Below are 16,733 nucleotides of genomic sequence, written 5' to 3' on the forward strand. Positions count from 1 at the left end.
ATCCTCTGTGGTGATAGCCCTTTCGCCTGCCGTGCCTCATCGGCCCGATTGCAGCGCGAGCAACCGCAATATGGTGTGCATGACGGCGTCGTCATCGTTCGAACGGGTGATGAAGTTGGCGGCCGCCTTGGTCTCGTCGCAACCGTTTCTCATGGCGAAGCTGAGATCGGCGCACGCCATCAGCTCGACATCGTTGAGTCCATCCCCGAACACCAGGGTCTCGTGGCGGCCGGCACCGACCATCTGCTGCAACCTGGCCACAGTAGTGCCCTTGTGCACACCGGCGTTGGCGATGTCGATCCAGTTCTTCTCGGACACGACGATATAGGCATCGTCATTGAAGGCATCGAGCTCGCCTCTCAGCTCAGGGCAGCGACCCTGCTCGTCATAGACGGTGATCTTCACGAAATCGGCGCCGATCTCGTTAAAATCACCGACGGTTTTGACCTTGCTGTAGGAGCGGCGCACCAACTCTTTCAAATGGGGCGCAATATCCTCTCTGATGAAGGCAAACTCGGCTGTGCAGGCGATGGTGATGTGCGAGCCCGGCACCCGCGCGAGCTGCGCTACGATGGCCAACCCCAAGCGGTTTGGTAGCAGCGACTGATAGACATAGCGGCCCCGATGCTTGATGCGGGTGGCGCTGTCTCCCAGGATCCAGAAGTTCGCGCTCTCCTCCCCCAGCAGCTCCTCGACCCTGTCCACCTGCTTGCCGGTGCAGGGGGCGAAATGCACCCCTTGCTGCGCCATGGCGGTCACGACGTCGCGAAACAGAGTCCGGTTGTAATCGCCCTGACTGTTGAGAAAGGTCCCGTCCATATCCGTAATGATGAGTTTTATCATGCCCTTGCCTCGACGCTCCTCTCTGTGACGTCCTCATCATATCGCCAAAATGAACACACACAAACAAAAACAAGATCATTTGTGTTCATTTTTGTTTGAGCATGTCATAGGATGATGCCAACCCGGCAGATGAGCTGCCGCCGGCACCCCCATGTTCAGGAAACCATCATGCCATCTCCCCTCTCCCTCACACGGCCTCACCGCGACAGGCTGGCAACGAGAGTCACCTTCTTCTGCTCGGGCTTCGCCACGGCGGCCTGGGCCTCCATCATCCCCTTCGTCAAGCAGCATGTGCAGCTCAGTGACGGCGCCATGGGCATGATGCTGCTCTGCCTCGGCGGGGGGGCCCTGCTTGGCATGCCCATCGCGGGGATCTGTACCAGCCGATTTGGCTGCAAACGGACGCTTGTCGGCTCCGTCCTGGCCATGGCCCTGCTGTTGCCCGCCCTGACGCTGGCAGGCTCCCCCACCCTGCTGGCCCTGGCCCTGCTGTGTTACGGCATGAGCATAGGCACCACGGGCTGCGCCATGAACATCCATGCCCTCGCCGTCGAGAAGGATGCCCGCAAGCCGCTCATGTCCGGCTTTCACGGCTTCTACAGCCTGGGCGGCATGAGCGGCGCCTTCGTCCTCACCCTGTTGCTCAGCCTCGGCCTGCCCCCGCTGGGCGCAACCCTGGCTACATCGCTCCTCATCCTGGCCTTGCTGGCCCTGAGCGCCCCGGGCTACAGAACCGAGCCCCAATCCCACAGCGGCCCGTTGTTTGCCCTGCCACGGGGCCCCGTCATCCTCATCGGGATCATCTGTTTCGTCTTCTTCCTGGCCGAAGGGACAGTGCTGGATTGGAGCGGCATCTTCCTCCATGAATATCGCGCCGTACCGGCCAGCGCGGCCGGGCTCGGGATCCTCTTCTTCTCCATCGCCATGACCGGCGGCCGCCTGCTGGGTGACAGCGTCGTTGCTCGCTTGGGGGCCAGACGGGTCGTTACTGGTGGCGCCCTCATCGCCATCACGGGCTTCCTGCTCAGCCTCGCGCTGCTCAGCTGGCAGGCAGCGCTGCTGGGCTATGCCCTCATCGGCCTGGGCTGCTCCAACATAGTGCCCGTGATGTTTTCGGCGGCCGGCCAGCAGCGGATCATGCCGGGGGCCCTCGCCATCACCGCCGTCTCCACCCTCGGCTATGTCGGTGTGCTCTCGGGCCCCGCCCTGGTCGGCTTTGGCGCCGAAGCCCTCGATCTGCCCGCAGCCCTCTATGGGGTTGCCCTGCTGGTGCTGTTCGCCCTGCTACTCAGCAGACGGGTGCCCCTGACGCCAGCCCCTGCATCTATGTCATCAATCTGTCTGGAGAAATCATGAAGAACCCTATTTTCGGCGAAACGGTATTGAGCAAGCAGGATATCGAGCTGGGTGTTCAAGTCGTCGCCAAACGGCTCAACGAACGCTTCAAGGAGGCGGTGGTGGTAACCGTAGTGCCGGGGGGCATGCTGTTCACCGCGGATCTGGTCAGGGGGCTCAACTTCGATGTCGCCATGGATTACATCTCCTGCCCCCACACCCCGGGGGAGCGGCACAACGACTCCCCCATCGTCTTTCACGACAACATCGGCATCTGCGGCAAGGATGTCATCCTGGTGGACGATGCCATCGAATCAGGCGGCACCATGAAGCGGCTGGTGGCGCACCTGCAAGCGTTCACGCCACGTTCGCTGTCCATCGCGACTCTGTTCGTCAAACCGGGGCGCGTAGCCATCCCCGTCGAACAGTTTTATGCCTATGAAATGGAAAGCGACGAGCTGCTGGTGGGCTACGGCCTGCCCTGGGAGCACAAGTACAGAAATATCCCCTCTATCGCTAAGTTGAAGAGATAACGGGGCGACCAATCTGCCCCTCGCGACGCCCAAGTCTGGATTATCACCAGAAAACAAAAAGCCGACCCAGAGGTCGGCTTTTCAATTGGCTGTGCCGGAACTGACTCGTGCTCGCTCTGCGGGCAGCCTGCGGCTGTCCAGAAGGGCTATCTACCCTTCTGTCGAACCAGGGCCCAAACCGAGCCGACTATCATCGGATAAAACAAAAGGGTCTATCTTGTGACAGGCCCTTTTGTTTTATTTGGCGGTGAGGGAGGGATGATCCGCCACAGCGTGACTCACCCCTTCGGGGCGGCCTGCGGCCGTTCATTGCGGCAAGCCGCTCTGCTCGAACCCGGCGAGGGTTCTCACCCTCCCTCGAAAGCATCAGAGATGCATGTCGACTGGATAGCAAAAAGCCGACCCTGAGGTCGGCTTTTCAATTTGGCGGTGAGGGAGGGATTCGAACCCTCGATACGTTGCCGTATACACACTTTCCAGGCGTGCTCCTTCAGCCACTCGGACACCTCACCAAATTTTGGTCTGTGGTTTAACGTGTTCAGCCAACACGAGGTCACTGCGCTAACGCGCTGGAACGGGGCGTAATTTAGGGGAAAGGGCTGCCTGCGTCAACGGCTTTTTGGCTTGGGCGAACTGTTCGCACATTTAACACACAATCCCGCCCCTCAACTCAGTGCACGGATTCCGGCGACACCTGGATTTCCGGCAGGTTGAGGAAGCCCAGTCGCTCACACTCGGAAACCACCTCGTGGGTTGCCGCCGTGGTGCTCTCGACGAACAGCAGGAACTGCTCCACGGAGAGGCCCGCCTTGGTGAAGACGGTGTGGCCGACGATGAGACGCGGCAGATTGTCGTCGATGATGTCGAGGAATACCTTGAGAGACGGGTACTGCATGTTGAGGCGACCCAGCTCGGCCATCAGCGGCAGCAGGGATGAGGGCCGCACTTCTAGCTCGGACGAGAACAACAGCCCCTCCTCTTCGACGAAGATCCGGCTCTCTTGAATGCCCTCCACGGATTGCAGGGACACCAGGTGGATGCCGTGGCACTGGTCGCACACGTAGTGCTCGATCCGGGCCTGCTGCAACCAACGCATTATCATTTCGGAGCTGGGGATATTCATCATTTTCACGACACTAGAGGGATCAAGGGGCGCAGTCTAAACCAATTTGCCGGCAACCAAAAGCGCGCCGGCGGGATAGTCCCCTCTCTCGCTTCTTTTTGGCAGGCGCTATGCATATACTCAGCCATTCTCGCCCCACACCCGCCCCATGAGGGGGCCCGATGACCATCCAAGAAAAGTATCGCCTGCACCTCAAATCCCTCTCCGATGAGCTGCTCGCCCTGCAAAAACCCATCCGCATCCTGGATGCCATCAAGTGGCCCCGCCACCTGCAGACCGAGTTTCTGGCCAAGGGTGGCCGCGAGCTGCCCGCCATCGACGCCGCCTTCTATCAGGGACTGCCACTGGACTTCGATCCCCGCAACAAATACCTGGAGCTCAAGGAGCTGCGGGACAGGATCCGGCGACGCCTCGGCCCTCAGGACGATCTGGGGCGCATTCTGCAAGAGACGGTGGATCAGTACATGGTGGTCATCGAGATGCTGCGCCAGCGCGGCCAGCCGGAGTTCCAGCGCTACAGCCAGATCCTCTACGGCTCGGCGAGCGATCACCTGCGCGGGGACCGCAAGACGCTCAAGGAGCTGGGTGCCCGTCTGTGCGACATCTTCTCCCTGCCCGGCGCCCGCCACCTGGTGCGCCCCTACCCCAAGGAGTTCGAGGGGGAAGCGGCGGTGGCCAGGTTGCAGGGCAAGCTGTCGAGTTATTTCGAGGATGGCGCCATCCAGGTCAAGCTCAGCGATGGCATCGTCTCCGACGCTGCCGCCGGCGGGGATTACATCAAGCTGAGTTCCCACGCCCGCTTCTCCGAACTGGATCTGCAGGTGCTGGAGGTACACGAGGGCTGGGTACACGTGGGCACCACCCTGAACGGCCGCCAGCAATCCTACGCCACCTGGCTCGGGGCGGGGTCGCCCCGTATCACCGCCTGCCAGGAGGGGCTGGCGGTGCTCATCGAGACGCTGACCTTCAGCTCCTTCCCGGACAGGGCCAAGCGCATCTCGGATCGGGTGATGGCCATCGACATGGCGGAGCGCGGCGCCGACTTCATCGAGGTGTTCCGGCATTTTGTCGAGAAGGGGGCCAGCGAACACGATGCCTACAAGATCACCCAGCGGGTGTTTCGCGGCGGCATGGTCGAGGGTGGCGCCTGCTTCACCAAGGATCTCTCTTACGTGAAGGGCTATGTGGAGACGGTCAACTTCATCCGCAGCGCCGTGCTGGAGGGGGTGCCGGAGATCCTGCCCATGCTGTTCGTCGGCAAGGTGACTCTGGACGACATCCCTGTGCTCTACCAGCACTACCTGGAGGGGCTCATCGACGCGCCGCGCTACCTCCCCCCCATGTTCCGGGATCTCACCGGTCTCTACGTTTGGTTCGGCTTCGCCTCCGGCATGTCCCTCGTCGACATCGGCCGGGTCCAGCAGCATTTTCGCCAGCTGTTCCACCGCCTGCCGGTGGCCGACCCCATCATTGCGCCGGTGGATATCGAGATAGACTGAGCCGCGCACGGCCACAGCCAAGAAAAAGGGCGCCCTGTCGGCGCCCTTTGCGATCCTGCTTTCGGTTACTTGAAGGCCCGGCCATCCAGATAGTGCTTGCGGCAAAGGGACACATAGCGATCGTTGCCGCCTATCTCCACCTGCTCGCCATCGCGCATCACCTGCCCCGCCTCGTTCACGCGAGAGTTCATGTGGGCCTTGTTGCCACACCAGCAGATGCTCTTGAGCTCCTCGAACTTGTCGGCGAGACAGAGCAGATGATAGGAACCCGGGAACAGCTCACCCCGAAAATCGGTCTTGAGGCCGTAGGCGATGACCGGGATCTTGAGCTCATCGACGATACGGGCCAACTGATAGACCTGCTCCCGGGTCAGGAACTGGGCTTCGTCGACGATGAACACATCGATCTTCTTCTCGCCGTGGCGTGTCTGGACCATCTCGAACAGATCACAGCTGTCACTGAACACTTCCACCTTCAGCTCTAAGCCTACTCTGGCACTGATCACCCCGGTTCCGAAGCGATCGTCGATGACCGGCGTCATGGCCAGCGGAACCATGCCGCGCTCCAGGTAGTTGAAGTGCGCCTGAATAAGCTGGGTCGACTTGCCCGAGTTCATGGTGGCGAATTTGTAGTGCAGTGAAGCCATGGTACTGTTCCGAAACTGAATTTATGGGGCGCATGCTAACCAATGCCCCCGCCAAAACCAAGGGGCCCGTGGGCCCCTTGTTTCATTTATGCGACTGCCAGCGCTCTCGCCTGCCGCGCCTTGCGCAGGTGATAGCCGGAGAAGATGACAAACCAGAGGGCGCTGACGGTGAAGCCTGCCAGCACGGAGTGCATCAGCCCCATCACCAGGTAGCCCATGGCCGCGCCGAAGGCGATGGCCAGGGCATAGGGCAGCTGGGTCATCACGTGATCGATGTGATGGCACCCGGCGCCGGTGGCCGACAGTATGCTGGTGCTGGAGATGGGTGAGCTGTGATCCCCGAACACCGAGCCCGCCAGCACGGCGGCCAGCATGGGCAGCATCAGGGCCACATCGCTCGCGGCCGCCATGTCACCGGCCAGCGGCAGCATGATGCCGAAGGTGCCCCAGCTGGTGCCGGTGGCAAACGCCATGGCGCAGGAGAGCACGAACACCACGGCGGGCAGCACTTCCACCGGCAGGTTGCCGTTGGCCATGGAAGCCAGGTACTTGCCGGTCTCCACGTCGCGCACCACGGCACCGATGGTCCAGGCGAACAGCAGGATGTTGATGGCGGGCAGCATGGCCATCACGCCTTGCGGCGCTGCCTTCATCCAGTTCTTGGCACCGAGCTTGAGGCGCATGGCCAGGCCGATGGAGACCACCAGGCTGCACAGGGCGCCATAGACCAGGGAGGAGCCAACATTGGTGTTTTCGAACGAGCCGAGCACGCTGAAGGGCTCACCCTTGCTGGCCAGCACGGCGGCGCCGGAGTCAATCATGAAGTAGACGGTGGCCAGGGTCAGGGTCAGGATCGGCAGCACCATGTCGATCATGCCGCCGTTGCTCTCCTCGGGGCACTCCATGTCTAGACCGATGGGTCGGCCCTTGGACTCATCCCACAGCTTGCCCTCCAAAGCCCACTGCTCGTGCTGGCGCATGGAGCCGATGTCGAGCTGAAAGGCGATCACCACCAGCACCATGATCAGGGTGAATACGGCGTAGAGGTTCATGGGGATCATCTCGACGAAAGCGGAGATGGGGCTTTGATCCGTCAGGCCATGGGCCGCCATGATGCCCCCCACCAGGGCGATGATGTAGGCCCCCCAGGAGGAGATGGGCATCAGCACGCAGACCGGCGCTGCGGTGGAGTCCAGCAGATAGGCCAGCTTGGCGCGGGAGATCTGGAAACGGTCGGTGACCGGACGGCAGATGGCCCCCACCGACAGACTGTGGAAGAAATCATCGATGAAGAAGGCAAACACCATCATGCCGGTCAGCGCCTTGGCCCCCTTGCGGGTCTTGGCGCGTTTCGCGGCCCACTCGGCGAAGGCGCGAGTGGCACCGGAGACGCTCATCAGACTGATGAGGCCACCCAGCAGCAGCATGAACAGGATCATGTTGACGTTGTCGCGATTGAGCGCGCCATCGACCCAGAAGATCTTGAGCACGGTGTTCAGCATGTAATGCAGGGAAGCGAGGGGGTCAAACTGATTGAGCAGCAGGCTGCCCGCGATGATACCCACCCCCAGCGACACCAGGACGCGGCGGGTGATGATAGCCAATGCGACGGCCAGCAAGGGGGGAACGATAGACCAACCGGAGTCGGCGTAGTGAACGATGTCCATGATCTCTTTGCACCTAAAGACAGCAGGTGGAGATCTACCGAGAGGATAAAGAAACAAAACCCATGGGGAGGTAATACTCCTCAGCCCCTTCAGGTAGCGCTCCATAGTGGATGACTATGGCAGTCCTGCACCTGTTCGATGCAGAACCAGCAACCCGGTATGATGGCCTGGTCACTTCGGCGCCGACTCCTTTCCTCGAGCATCGCAGGCATCACCCTCCGCTCGGTTACTCATAGGCAGCGCGCCTCTACTTAAAGGTATTCGGGGCACATTTTATCGAGGCACGGTGTGATAGCAAGTTTTTTGATTAAAATTCAATGCGAGTATGGCGATGAATCGCGAAGCGGTAGTCAAATGGTTCACAAAAATCGATACAGCCGACATTTTCATCTATCAGGAACTCATTTGAAGATTAATGACTGCCCATCGAGGCAATATATCGCCCCACCATCTCGCCTGGCTTAATTTATATTTTCCCATAATTAATTCCGCGCGCTTGACTTGATGGCAAGCCCCCCTATAAATTAACGAAAATAGCTTTTTATCCCCCCTGTATATTTCTGCTCGCGTGGTAGCCAATATGAACGAATTTCTGAAAGTGCTGTTGAATATCCGTAGTCTGCGGGCGACCTGCCGTGAACTGACCCTGGAACAATTGGAAGAAGGTCTGGAAAAACTCACCGCCATCGTTACCGAACGCCAGCAGGATGAATCTGCCGACCGTCAGGCGCGGGAAGAACATCAACGTAAAATTGCCGAATATGCCGAAATGCTGAAAGCGGCCGGTATTGACCCCGCCGAATTGGTGGGCACAGTGGCCGTCGATTCCCCCAAAGCCGGTAAAAGCAAGCGTGCCCCCCGCCCCGCCAAATATCGTTATCTCGATGACAACGGCGTGGAAAAAACCTGGACCGGTCAGGGTCGCATGCCCTCCACCATTGCCAAGGCCGTGGCCGAAGGTAAATCCGTGGAAGCATTCGCCATCTGAAAACAGCGCGACCCTTGCAATAAAAAACCTCGCCATGGCGAGGTTTTTTATTGTCCCGAATTCGGCCTAGCCTAACCGCGATCTGCGGCCTTGACCCAAAGCACCTCGGGCGTGCCGGTACAGACGAGCAGATACCGCGCCACCGTGAAGAACCAGTCGCTCAGCCGATTCAGATAGGGCAAGACCGCCGGATTGACCTGCTCGGTGCGACTCAGGCCCAGCAGCAACCGCTCGCAGCGGCGGGTCAGGGTACGCACCACGTGGGCCTGGGCCGCCGCCCGGGAGCCGCTTGGCAAAATGAAATTATGCAGCGCAGGCAACTTGGCGCTATAGGCATCTATTTGCTGTTCGAGGCGCAATGTCCACTGCTCGCTGACCTGCCACAGCTCGCTATTTTGCGCCTCGCTGGAAAAGGCCAGCTCCCCTCCCAAGTCAAATAATTCCTGCTGCAGCAATATCAGCTCGGCCAGCAGGGTTTTCTCCTGCTCGGGTATTTCAGCCATCAACAGACCTATCTGGGAATTTAACTCATCGATGGCGCCATAGGTCTCGACGCGCGGATCATCCTTAGCCAAACGGGAGCCATCGGCCAAGCGAGTGAGTCCCTTGTCCCCCTGCCGGGTATATATTCTCATGGCGACATCCTGCTAATAATGGGAATAATCATGGGCTCCAGTCCATTGAGTTTTATCTCGTACGCCAGTGCCAATGACTGGCCCAGGGATCCTGCCGGAAAACCGGTGCGGGCCATCCACACCAGATAGGGCTCCGGAATATCGATGATACGCCAACCCCGATATTTTCCGTAAGGCATCTTGTTTGCCAGGGTGAGCAATACCCGCTCGTCCGTGAGATTATCCATCTTAATCGATATTCAGATATTTGTGAGTCTGGATGGACAATCGCCAATTGCGGGCGATACAGGTCGCCATGGCGAGCTCGGTGGCCCTCGGCTTCTGGCTGATGGGCTGCAAGGCAATCACCACATCGGGGCGCAGGCTGGCGGTCGCCAGCAGGGCATCGAGCTCTTCGATGTGTCGCTCGGTCGCCACCGGGTGCTTGATCTCGTTCGCCCGCTCGAGCGCCGACACCAATACAGGCAGGCCCCCCTTCATCCCGATCTTCGGGGAAACGGTGACCCAGGTCTGTGCATGGGTCAGGATCTCGCTGGTACCGCTGGTTTCGATCTGTACCTGGTAACCCGCATCCAGCAGGGCGCCCGAGAGTTCATGGAGATCGTAGAGGCAGGGCTCGCCGCCGGTGATCACCACATGGCGCGCCTGGTAGCCCAGGGTCTCGAAGCTCTCGAGGATCGCCTCCGTGCTCATCTTGCTCCAGCCATCGGACTCGTTGGATCGGTCCAGCACCTCGCCTGGGCCCACTTCACGGGCCGGATCCACCACCCAGGTGTGACGGGTATCGCACCAGGGGCAACCCACGGGGCAGCCCTGCAGGCGCACGAAGATGGCGGGCAGGCCGGTGAAGACCCCCTCCCCCTGGATGGTCTGGAATATCTCGTTGATTGGGTAGTGCATGCTGGTCACGGCTTGTTGCAAAAGGCGCGGATTATACCCCAAACAGTGGCAAGACTCACAACCCGGTTTTTGCGTGCAGACGCGCCATGACCCCGACCCTGTCCGCCAGATAGTGGTTCAGACCGCGGCTGCGCAGCTCGCAGGCTGGGCAAGCACCGCAGCCATCTCCCTGGATGCCGTTGTAGCAGGTGAGGGTCTGCTGGCGCACGGTGTCGAGGTGACCATAGTGATCCGCCAGGGCCCAGGTTTCGGCCTTGTCGAGCCACATCAGGGGCGTCTCGAAGACGAGGGTGCGATCCAGCCCGAGAGAAACCGCCTGGTTGAGCGCCTTGACGAACTCGTCGCGGCAATCCGGATAGCCGGAGAAATCGGTCTCGCATACCCCCGTGATGACGATCCCCGCCCCCACCTGATAGGCATAGATGGCGGCCAGGGTCAGGAACAGGATGTTGCGCCCCGGCACGAAGGTGTTGGGCAAGCCGTTGTCCTGCAGCTCGCCACTGACCGGAATATCATCGCGGGTCAGGGCCGAGACCGCCAGCTCCCCCAGCATGGTCACGTCCATTACCTTGTGGGCGGCGATGCCAAGAGTGCCGGCCAGCCGGCGGGCCGTCTCTATCTCCTCCCGGTGGCGCTGGCCATAATCGAAGGTGATGGCGTGCACTTCGTCATACTTGGCCAGGGCCTGTACCAGACAAGTGGTACTGTCCTGACCGCCACTGAATACCACGACGGCTTTATTCACGTGTCTCACTCCTCTTTGTCTTAAATACACGGCTCAGGTTCGGCGACCTTGGGCAAAATCCTGCCATTGCCGGTTCAACTGGGTAAAAAGCGTCATCAGCGGGGCGAAGCGATCGCGCTCCCCCTCCCACTGACACAGTAGATGGTAACCCGCCTCCAGGGTCGACAGCGCCCCGGCAAACGGCTTCTTGCGAATGGCGTATTGCCCCTCGATGGCGCCCAAGGTGATCCTCGGCAGTGCAAGCAGGGCCGGATTGCTGTGCAGCATGCGGTACGCCTTGCGCCAGGTGCCATCGAGCAGAATGAAGTGTACGGTCAGCCCCTCATCGAGACCGCCCCATTGCGCCTTCGCCTCTGCCAGGGTCAGGGCCGTCTCGTCCGGCCAGAGCACGGCGCAGCGCACCTTGGGATCGGCCAGGAGCGCCGCAAGCCAATCGGCATCGGCGAAGCTCTCCCCCACGTGGAGGTGAACCCGGCTGAGCGACGCGGCCAGCAGGGCGGCCGTGCCCTTGGGATGACCGACCTCGGCGGGGTGCTGCAGAATATGGATGGGCGCAAGATGGGCAACCCGTTCAACATAATCACACAGGCAAGCTTTGAGGGCTCGGGTACAGCGTGTACAGTATCGGCTCTCTTTGTCGCTGGGCTGTTTCATGTCGTCAGAAAAATCGGGTCTGTCATGGGTTATCACGCTGTCGCTCATCACTGCCTTGCTCTTCTTCACCGTACCCAACCACCTGCTCTCCTTCGATCGTGCCCTGATAGCCCAAGGGGAAGGGTGGCGCATCATAACAGGCAATCTGGCCCACACCAACGGATGGCATCTGCTGCTCAACCTGAGCGGCCTGGCGGTGCTCTACAGCCTGTTTCGTGACTACCTGGCGGGTTGGCGCCTGCCCTTGCTGATGCTGCTGCTGTGTACGGCTGTCGGCCTCGGCATCTGGTGGTGGTGCCCCCAGACCCAGTGGTACATGGGATTGTCCGGCGCCCTTCACGGCCTCTTCGTCTGGGGCGCCCTGCAGGATATTCGCTATCGCCGCCACTCCGGCTGGTTGATGCTGCTCGGCATCGTCATCAAGCTCGGGCTGGATTTCTACAGCGCAGGTGAGAGTCCGGTCTCCGCCTTCATCGGTGCCAGGGTCCATATCGAATCTCACCTCATCGGTTCGGTCGCCGGCCTGCTGCTCGGACTGATCCCCTGGGGGCTCGGCGCCAGAGCGGTTCACTCCTAGGCACTGCCACGGCACGGGACAGCTGAAATGCAACAGGCCGGACTCATGATCCGGCCTGTTGCATTGAGGGATGACTCGCCCGGTGCTTAGCTGTTCAGCTCGGCATTGATGGCACCCAGTACGGCGGCGGGATCCGCAGCCTGGGTGATGGGGCGGCCAATCACCAGATAGTCGGCCCCCGCCGCCATCGCCGCCCTGGGTGTCATCACCCGGCGCTGATCCCCCGCCGCCGAGCCTGCCGGACGGATGCCCGGGGTCACCAGTTTGAAATCGGCGCCGAGCAAGGCTTTGAGTTCACTCGCTTCCTCGGCGGAGCAGACCACCCCATCGAGCCCGGCCGCCTTGGTCAGCGTTGCCAACCGGATCACCTGCTCGGCGGGCGTGGCATCCACCCCGAGCGGGGCCATGTCAGACTGCTCCATGCTGGTCAACACGGTGACCCCGATGAGCAGGGGAGCCTTCTCGCCATAGGGCAGCAGCGCCTCTTTCGCAGCCCGCATCATGCGCTCGCCGCCGCTAGCATGGACGTTGACCATCCAGACCCCCAGCTCGGCACTGGCCGCCACCGCCTTGGCGACGGTATTGGGAATATCGTGAAACTTCAGATCCAGGAAGACATCGAATCCCTTGCCGACCAGTTGACGCACGAACTGGGGACCAAACAGGGTAAACATCTCCTTGCCCACCTTGAGGCGGCATTGGGCTGGCGAAATCTGCTCGATGAAGGCGAAGGCATCGGCTTCGCGCTGATAATCGAGCGCAACCAGTACTTTGGGATCTTGCATGTCACTTCCTATGGCGTGTTGTTGTGTTGCAACCGGCATGGGCATCTCGCCAGCCGGCACTCTGGTGTCCGGGTCTGACTATCGAAGGCGGCTACTCCCCATCCAGCCCCCGGATGGGTTTGATGGAGCCCCATTGGCGGCAGGAAGGGCATTGCCAGAACAGCGAATGGGTGGCGAAGCCGCACTGACGACACTTGTGGGTCGATTTGATCTTGATCTGCTCGCCCACCAGCTGCTGCAGCAGCTCCAGACTCTCCTTGGCGGGCCCCTCTTCGGCGCTCGCCAGCTGGAAACCGACCAGCTGATAGAAACCCTTCATGGACGGATGGCGGCGCAGTTGACGCAGCACCAGGGCCCGGGCCTGACTCAGACCATCGCGGGCCTCCACCAGATTGGCCAGGGCCAGGGTCACGCTGACACCAGCATGATCTTCCACCGCTTTTTCAAGCAGCGGAATAAGCTCCTGGCTACGGCCCATCTGCTGGTAGCATTGAAGGAGTTTTGGCATGGCCTCGGAGGCAAAATCCATGTCCTGCTCGAACACCCGCAACAGCTCCTTGCTGGCGTCCTCGTATTTTTCCTCCTCCATGGCGAGCTCGGCAAGACGCAAGCTCGCCCGCGCACAAGCCCCATTGACCCCGAGTGCCCGCTTGAGCTTGGCGCGGCCCGCGGCCTTGTCGCCGTCACGCAAGAGGCTCTCGGCCTGCTCGCAATAGAAATGGGAGATGGGGTCGGCCAGCTTCTTGTTGCCCTGAAACTTCTGCAGCCGCACCGCGACCTCGATGGCCTTGTCCCAGTCACGCAACTGTTGATGGATGATGAGCAACTGGGCCAGCGCCGTCTCCTCGAAGTCGCTGTCTTCACACAGTTCGTTCCAGATGGCTTCGGCCCTGTCCAGCAGACCGGCGGCAAGGAAATCCCGGGCCAATTCCTGCAGGGCGAGCTGGCGCTGTTCCCGTGTCAGCTCGCGGGCAACCAGGTTCTGGTGGATCTTGATGGCGCGGTCCACCTCGCCGCGCTGGCGAAACAGGTTGCCAAGGGAGAGGTGGGTTTCGATGGTCTCGCTGTCGACTTCCAGCAGCTGGATGAAGAGATCCACCGCCTTGTCCGACTCGTCGGAGAGCAGATAGTTGAGGCCCGCCACGTACTGGCGGGAAAACTGGTTACTCTGTTGCTGGGTGTCCTGGCGAACACTCCTGCGTCCCATGTACCAGCCATAGCCGGCGGCAATCGGCAACAGCAGGAAAAGCAGTTCAAGCATGGAGGGACGTTATTCCTTGGCGGTCGACCGGGCTACTTCCAATTCGCGGGATTGACGACGCATGGTGCGATTGAGGGTGCGATTTTGCAACTTGAGGCGCAGGAACAGCAGGCCGAACACCAGCCATCCCAGCAGGAAACCGCCGGCGAAGAAGAAGCCGAGCAACATGGAGAGCGAGAACTCCCCTTGAGCTATCAGATAGTTGAACTGCACCAGCTGACCGTTTTGAGAACCGATGGCGAGGGTCAGGACAAACACCAGCACCAATGGAATGAGGGCCAAGATACGCTTCATGGGAGCTCCCTGTCTGTAGCTAATGAGAGACTGATTATCCTTAAAATCATCGGCAGACTCTAGAGCGAATGGGAAAAGAGTGCGAGAAACCCGACAATTCGTGCTGTTCATGTCGCAAAAATAAAAAAGGCATACCCAGGTATGCCGTTTTCTGCATTATTCGTTGATGTTGACGCGTTCGCGCAACTCTTTGCCTGGTTTGAAGTGCGGGACATATTTCCCGGTCAGTTCAACCTTGTCCCCGGTCTTGGGGTTACGACCCACACGGGGTGCACGATAGTGCAGTGAAAAACTTCCAAATCCACGGATTTCAATCCGGTCGCCGTTTTGCAAGGTCGACGCCATCTGTTCAAGGATCTCCTTGATGGCGGCTTCGACATCTTTGGCCGGCATATGCATGCGGCTGGCAGCCAGTTGTTCGATGAGATCTGATTTGGTCATAAGGTTAAATCTCCTTCTCCGATCACATGCAATATTCATTACGCCAAGATAAAAAAGGGCGGCGCAATGCCGCCCTTCTCTTGCATCAAGGATTACTCACCCTTGGCGGCTTTGAACGCTTCCATCATAGCATTGCTGAACACAACTTCTTCTTGTTGGTTCAGGCTATCGATAGCAACACGCTCGTCAGCCTCGTCCTTAGCGCGGACAGACAGGCTTACGGTGCGGTTCTTACGATCAACGCCCATGAATTTAGCTTCTACTTCGTCACCGACAGACAGAACCAGAGTCGCGTCTTCTACACGGTCACGAGCAGCATCGGAGGCACGCAGGTAGCCTTCCACGCCGTCAGCCAGTTCGATCACGGCACCCTTGGCATCAACCTCGGTAACCTTGCCCTTCACGATAGCACCTTTCTTGTTGTCAGACAGGTACTTGTTGAACGGGTCTTCTTCGATCTGCTTGACGCCCAGGGAGATGCGCTCACGCTCCGGGTCCACTTGCAGAACAACGGCTTCGATCTCGTCGCCCTTCTTGAATTCACGCACGGCTTCTTCGCCCTGGTTGTTCCAGGAGATGTCAGACAGGTGAACCAGGCCGTCGATGCCGCCATCCAGACCGATGAAGATACCGAAGTCAGTGATGGACTTGATCTTGCCGGAAACACGGTCGCCCTTGGCGTGAGTTTCGGCAAACAGCTGCCACGGGTTGGATTTGCACTGCTTCAGACCCAGGGAGATACGACGACGTTCTTCGTCGATGTCCAGAACCATCACGTCAACCACGTCGCCAACGTTAACAACCTTGGACGGGTGGATGTTCTTGTTGGTCCAATCCATCTCGGATACGTGTACCAGGCCTTCAACGCCTTCTTCGATTTCAACGAAGCAGCCGTAGTCGGTCAGGTTGGTCACGCGGCCAGACAGACGGGTGGTCTCCGGGTAACGCTTGGCGATAGCAACCCAGGGATCTTCGCCCAGCTGCTTCAGACCCAGGGATACACGGGTACGCTCGCGGTCGAACTTCAGAACCTTGACTGCGATCTCGTCGCCAACGTTGACGATTTCGGAAGGATGCTTAACGCGCTTCCACGCCATGTCGGTGATGTGCAGCAGGCCGTCAACACCGCCCAGATCTACGAATGCACCGTAGTCGGTCAGGTTCTTGACGATACCCTTAACTTCTTGACCTTCTTGCAGGTTGGCCAGCAGGCTTTCGCGCTCGGAGGTGTTCTCGGTTTCGATCACGGCACGACGGGAAACCACAACGTTGTTGCGCTTCTGGTCCAGCTTGATGACCTTGAACTCGAGTTCTTTGTTTTCCAGGTGAGCGGTGTCACGGATCGGACGCACGTCAACCAGAGAACCCGGCAGGAAGGCACGGATGCCGTTCAGCTCAACGGTGAAACCACCCTTGACCTTGCCGTTGATGATACCGATAACGGTAGCTTGCTCTTCGTAAGCCTTCTCAAGCTGCAGCCAGGCTTCGTGGCGCTTGGCTTTTTCGCGGGACAGCTTGGTTTCGCCGAAACCATCTTCGATAGAGTCCAGAGCCACGTCAACGGTGTCGCCTACATTGATTTCCAGCTCGCCCAGGGCGTTCTTGAACTCTTCAGCAGGAATGGCAGACTCGGATTTCAGACCGGCGTCAACCAGTACAAAACCGTTCTCGATAGCAACGACGGTACCCTTGACGATGGAACCTTGACGGGTTTCAACGGCGTTCAGGGACTCTTCAAAGAGTTGAGCAAAAGATTCGATCATTGTTTATGTCACAAATGAAACATCCACTCGCAATCCGGCACAA

At 59.7% G+C, this 16,733-nt stretch carries 19 protein-coding genes, 1 tRNA gene, 1 other RNA gene and 1 riboswitch; of the genes, 5 read left to right on the forward strand and 16 right to left on the reverse strand.

All coding sequences use genetic code 11. The features are described from left to right. Positions 1–36 precede the first annotated feature (36 nt). Positions 37–843, reverse strand: coding sequence for an HAD family hydrolase (locus VZC39_RS11450; protein ID WP_434662622.1), 807 nt, complete (start codon positions 841–843; stop codon positions 37–39). A 168-nt stretch (positions 844–1,011) separates the two neighbouring features. On the opposite strand from VZC39_RS11450, the gene VZC39_RS11455 reads away from it, so the two are divergent. Both VZC39_RS11455 and VZC39_RS11460 read left to right on the forward strand, forming a co-directional pair. Beyond that, complete coding sequence (locus VZC39_RS11455; protein ID WP_434662625.1) at positions 1,012–2,199, forward strand: MFS transporter; 1,188 nt, start codon at positions 1,012–1,014, stop codon at positions 2,197–2,199. Next, positions 2,196–2,711 (forward strand): phosphoribosyltransferase, encoded by a 516-nt coding sequence (locus VZC39_RS11460; protein ID WP_434662628.1) that lies wholly within the window; start codon positions 2,196–2,198, stop codon positions 2,709–2,711. Before VZC39_RS11455 ends, VZC39_RS11460 begins: the two co-directional genes overlap by 4 nt. Before the next feature lie 242 nt (positions 2,712–2,953). Here VZC39_RS11460 and VZC39_RS11465 read toward each other — a convergent pair. The 3 genes from VZC39_RS11465 to VZC39_RS11475 form a co-directional block, all read right to left on the reverse strand. Next, a non-coding RNA gene (locus tag VZC39_RS11465) (RtT sRNA) lies at positions 2,954–3,082 on the reverse strand. Positions 3,083–3,135: 53 nt separating this feature from the next. Next, positions 3,136–3,223 (reverse strand) — tRNA-Ser (locus VZC39_RS11470). Positions 3,224–3,381: 158 nt separating this feature from the next. Further along, positions 3,382–3,837 carry a YbjN domain-containing protein gene (locus tag VZC39_RS11475; protein WP_349917995.1) on the reverse strand — a complete coding sequence of 152 codons (456 nt, stop codon included), beginning with the start codon at positions 3,835–3,837 and terminating at the stop codon, positions 3,382–3,384. A 158-nt stretch (positions 3,838–3,995) separates the two neighbouring features. Between VZC39_RS11475 and VZC39_RS11480 the strand changes: the two genes are divergently transcribed. Further along, positions 3,996–5,333 carry a flavohemoglobin expression-modulating QEGLA motif protein gene (locus VZC39_RS11480; protein ID WP_349917997.1) on the forward strand — a complete coding sequence of 446 codons (1,338 nt, stop codon included), beginning with the start codon at positions 3,996–3,998 and terminating at the stop codon, positions 5,331–5,333. A gap of 65 nt (positions 5,334–5,398) precedes the next feature. Here VZC39_RS11480 and VZC39_RS11485 read toward each other — a convergent pair whose 3' ends face one another. Both VZC39_RS11485 and VZC39_RS11490 read right to left on the reverse strand, forming a co-directional pair. After that, positions 5,399–5,980: a thymidine kinase gene (locus VZC39_RS11485; protein ID WP_349917999.1), complete on the reverse strand. Its 582-nt coding sequence runs from the start codon at positions 5,978–5,980 to the stop codon at positions 5,399–5,401. An 86-nt stretch (positions 5,981–6,066) separates the two neighbouring features. Then, positions 6,067–7,647 carry a Na+/H+ antiporter NhaC family protein gene (locus tag VZC39_RS11490; RefSeq protein WP_349918000.1) on the reverse strand — a complete coding sequence of 527 codons (1,581 nt, stop codon included), beginning with the start codon at positions 7,645–7,647 and terminating at the stop codon, positions 6,067–6,069. Between the two features lie 86 nt (positions 7,648–7,733). Continuing rightward, positions 7,734–7,905: riboswitch (Lysine riboswitch) on the reverse strand. Between the two features lie 322 nt (positions 7,906–8,227). Between VZC39_RS11490 and VZC39_RS11495 the strand changes: the two genes are divergently transcribed. Next, complete coding sequence (locus VZC39_RS11495; protein WP_349918001.1) at positions 8,228–8,635, forward strand: H-NS family histone-like protein; 408 nt, start codon at positions 8,228–8,230, stop codon at positions 8,633–8,635. A 71-nt stretch (positions 8,636–8,706) separates the two neighbouring features. Here VZC39_RS11495 and VZC39_RS11500 read toward each other — a convergent pair whose 3' ends face one another. The 5 genes from VZC39_RS11500 to VZC39_RS11520 are packed head-to-tail and all read right to left on the reverse strand — an operon-like array spanning position 8,707 to position 11,569. Beyond that, a complete protein-coding gene (locus VZC39_RS11500) occupies positions 8,707–9,270 on the reverse strand; it encodes a cob(I)yrinic acid a,c-diamide adenosyltransferase (RefSeq protein ID WP_349918003.1) in 564 nt (187 codons plus the stop codon). Then, the gene (locus tag VZC39_RS11505) at positions 9,267–9,497 is read right to left on the reverse strand and encodes a DUF3820 family protein (protein ID WP_349918004.1); all 231 of its coding nucleotides are present in this window, start codon (positions 9,495–9,497) and stop codon (positions 9,267–9,269) included. Before VZC39_RS11505 ends, VZC39_RS11500 begins: the two co-directional genes overlap by 4 nt. A gap of 1 nt (position 9,498) precedes the next feature. Next, positions 9,499–10,170 (reverse strand): 7-carboxy-7-deazaguanine synthase QueE, encoded by a 672-nt coding sequence (queE, locus tag VZC39_RS11510; protein WP_434662632.1) that lies wholly within the window; start codon positions 10,168–10,170, stop codon positions 9,499–9,501. Positions 10,171–10,225: 55 nt separating this feature from the next. After that, a complete protein-coding gene (queC, locus tag VZC39_RS11515) occupies positions 10,226–10,915 on the reverse strand; it encodes a 7-cyano-7-deazaguanine synthase QueC (RefSeq protein ID WP_434662633.1) in 690 nt (229 codons plus the stop codon). A 33-nt stretch (positions 10,916–10,948) separates the two neighbouring features. Then, complete coding sequence (locus VZC39_RS11520) at positions 10,949–11,569, reverse strand: tRNA-uridine aminocarboxypropyltransferase (protein ID WP_434662635.1); 621 nt, start codon at positions 11,567–11,569, stop codon at positions 10,949–10,951. On the opposite strand from VZC39_RS11520, the gene rrtA reads away from it, so the two are divergent. Beyond that, entirely contained in the window at positions 11,568–12,146 is a 579-nt protein-coding gene (rrtA, locus tag VZC39_RS11525) for a rhombosortase (RefSeq protein WP_434662637.1), read from the forward strand. The two genes, VZC39_RS11520 and rrtA, sit on opposite strands and share 2 nt — an antisense overlap. An 86-nt stretch (positions 12,147–12,232) precedes the next feature. Here rrtA and pyrF read toward each other — a convergent pair whose 3' ends face one another. The 5 genes from pyrF to rpsA all read right to left on the reverse strand — a co-directional run bounded on the left by pyrF (position 12,233) and on the right by rpsA (position 16,690). Beyond that, positions 12,233–12,931, reverse strand: coding sequence for an orotidine-5'-phosphate decarboxylase (pyrF, locus tag VZC39_RS11530; RefSeq protein WP_434662638.1), 699 nt, complete (start codon positions 12,929–12,931; stop codon positions 12,233–12,235). Positions 12,932–13,022: 91 nt separating this feature from the next. Then, a complete protein-coding gene (gene lapB, locus VZC39_RS11535) occupies positions 13,023–14,192 on the reverse strand; it encodes a lipopolysaccharide assembly protein LapB (protein WP_434662640.1) in 1,170 nt (389 codons plus the stop codon). Between the two features lie 9 nt (positions 14,193–14,201). After that, on the reverse strand, positions 14,202–14,486 hold the full coding sequence (locus tag VZC39_RS11540; protein ID WP_349918014.1) for a LapA family protein: 285 nt from the start codon (positions 14,484–14,486) through the stop codon (positions 14,202–14,204). 156 nt (positions 14,487–14,642) lie between these two features. Beyond that, complete coding sequence (gene ihfB, locus VZC39_RS11545; RefSeq protein WP_349918016.1) at positions 14,643–14,927, reverse strand: integration host factor subunit beta; 285 nt, start codon at positions 14,925–14,927, stop codon at positions 14,643–14,645. Between the two features lie 92 nt (positions 14,928–15,019). Then, on the reverse strand, positions 15,020–16,690 hold the full coding sequence (gene rpsA / locus VZC39_RS11550) for a 30S ribosomal protein S1 (protein WP_005327816.1): 1,671 nt from the start codon (positions 16,688–16,690) through the stop codon (positions 15,020–15,022). Positions 16,691–16,733 lie beyond the last annotated feature (43 nt).

The sequence above is a fragment of the Aeromonas sp. NJAU223 genome (assembly GCF_051125555.1).
GTDB lineage: Bacteria > Pseudomonadota > Gammaproteobacteria > Enterobacterales > Aeromonadaceae > Aeromonas > Aeromonas veronii_G.